General features: G+C 59.7%; 3 protein-coding genes. All 3 read left to right on the forward strand.

All coding sequences use genetic code 11. The features are described 5' to 3' along the window. A partial coding sequence (locus BQ8005_RS16865) for a hypothetical protein (protein ID WP_159436305.1) occupies window positions 1–276 on the forward strand: 276 nt, incomplete at its 5' end. Window positions 277–546: 270 nt separating this feature from the next. Next, window positions 547–852 carry a hypothetical protein gene (locus BQ8005_RS16870; RefSeq protein WP_234984108.1) on the forward strand — a complete coding sequence of 102 codons (306 nt, stop codon included), beginning with the start codon at window positions 547–549 and terminating at the stop codon, window positions 850–852. A 40-nt stretch (window positions 853–892) separates the two neighbouring features. Beyond that, a partial coding sequence (locus BQ8005_RS16875) for a BT4734/BF3469 family protein (protein WP_317044851.1) occupies window positions 893–1,327 on the forward strand: 435 nt, incomplete at its 3' end.

Below are 1,327 nucleotides of genomic sequence, written 5' to 3' on the forward strand. Positions count from 1 at the left end.
GCGCTACGCACGCCCCGCGCCGAAGCCTTGCTGGCCCGCCTTGTGGACGCCGGCCTCGTGGACGCCAGCTGGCAGCCGCTCTCGCTCTCGAACGCCGAGAAGGGCGTGCTGGCCTCTCTGCTGGCCGACCGGCTGGGCGTGGAAAACCTGTGGCAGACCTTCGGCCGCCTGTGGGGCATGAAGCCGGAGAACCTCCGCTCGGCCTACAACAAGGGGATGGACCAACCCCGCTCGAACGCCTTCATCCAGCGGGTGAACAGGGCGCTGGAGGAATAGCTTCCCCCAAAAAACGATATCGCAAACACTTCTGTAAATCAGATTGTTACATGCAACCGTACCAGGTACGTACCAGGTAAATCTCATTCCGATACACTAACTTTGCTCCTGCAATCACGAGGAAAACAACCCCTCCCCCCCCCTCGTGATTGCGGGAGCTTTCCGTATTGGGGGCTTCCAACCATTAAAACCCCAAAAAGACGATTTTCAATTAGTAAACCCTATTCACAACATTAAAACTCTTTTTTTGACACGACTATGATTATCCAATTGCAACTTAGCGACAAGACCTACGAGCGCCTTCTCGCATCGGGCAGCCGCCTGCAGGGCACTATCGGCCTGGTAAACCCCAACGAGGGAAACTTCAACGAACATGTGCGCCACACTTCGAACGGCAACGGTGACTACAAGTACATCCGCCTGCGCCACGGACGGGCCAGCGTGGGCCCCAAACGGGTGCGGCTCGCTTTGAACATCGCCCTGGACGAGACGGGCATCACGCCGGCAGACATCCTCATGGACGAGAGCCGGCAGGCGAGCGACTTTGTGGACCACGTGTTCGATGCGAGGCTCTGAGTAACTATCCATTATCCATTCTCAATTATCCATTAAAGCTATGAAATTCGGAATAAGCAATAACGTAAAGAGCCGGGTGGTGCGCGAATGCACCCCCGAGCTGCTCCGCCAGGCACTGGACTCGCCCCTCGTGGCCCGTGTCTGCGCCGAGATAGAAGACGCCCTCGAGGCCGTGCGCCGGGGCGAAATGTCGAAAGACGACTTCGAAACCCTGAAAGCCGCACGCAAGAAGATGCTCCCCGTCATCACCCCGCACGCTACTTTCCGGAGTGGCCGGCGGACGAACGCCGAAGCCGTCGCCAGCGGCCTGTCGATGTACGACGTGGACCACATCCCCGATCCGCGCGGCTACTACGACGAGAAAGTGCGTGGACGTGAGGCCGAGCTGGGCATCGTCCTGGCACACGTCACGCCCAGCACCGAGGGCCTGCGCCTGCTGTTCGTCATCCCCCGCGCCGGCATGGCGCCCGACGAG

Origin of the sequence: Bacteroides togonis (genome assembly GCF_900130135.1) — a bacterium.
GTDB classification, from domain to species: domain Bacteria; phylum Bacteroidota; class Bacteroidia; order Bacteroidales; family Bacteroidaceae; genus Bacteroides; species Bacteroides pullorum.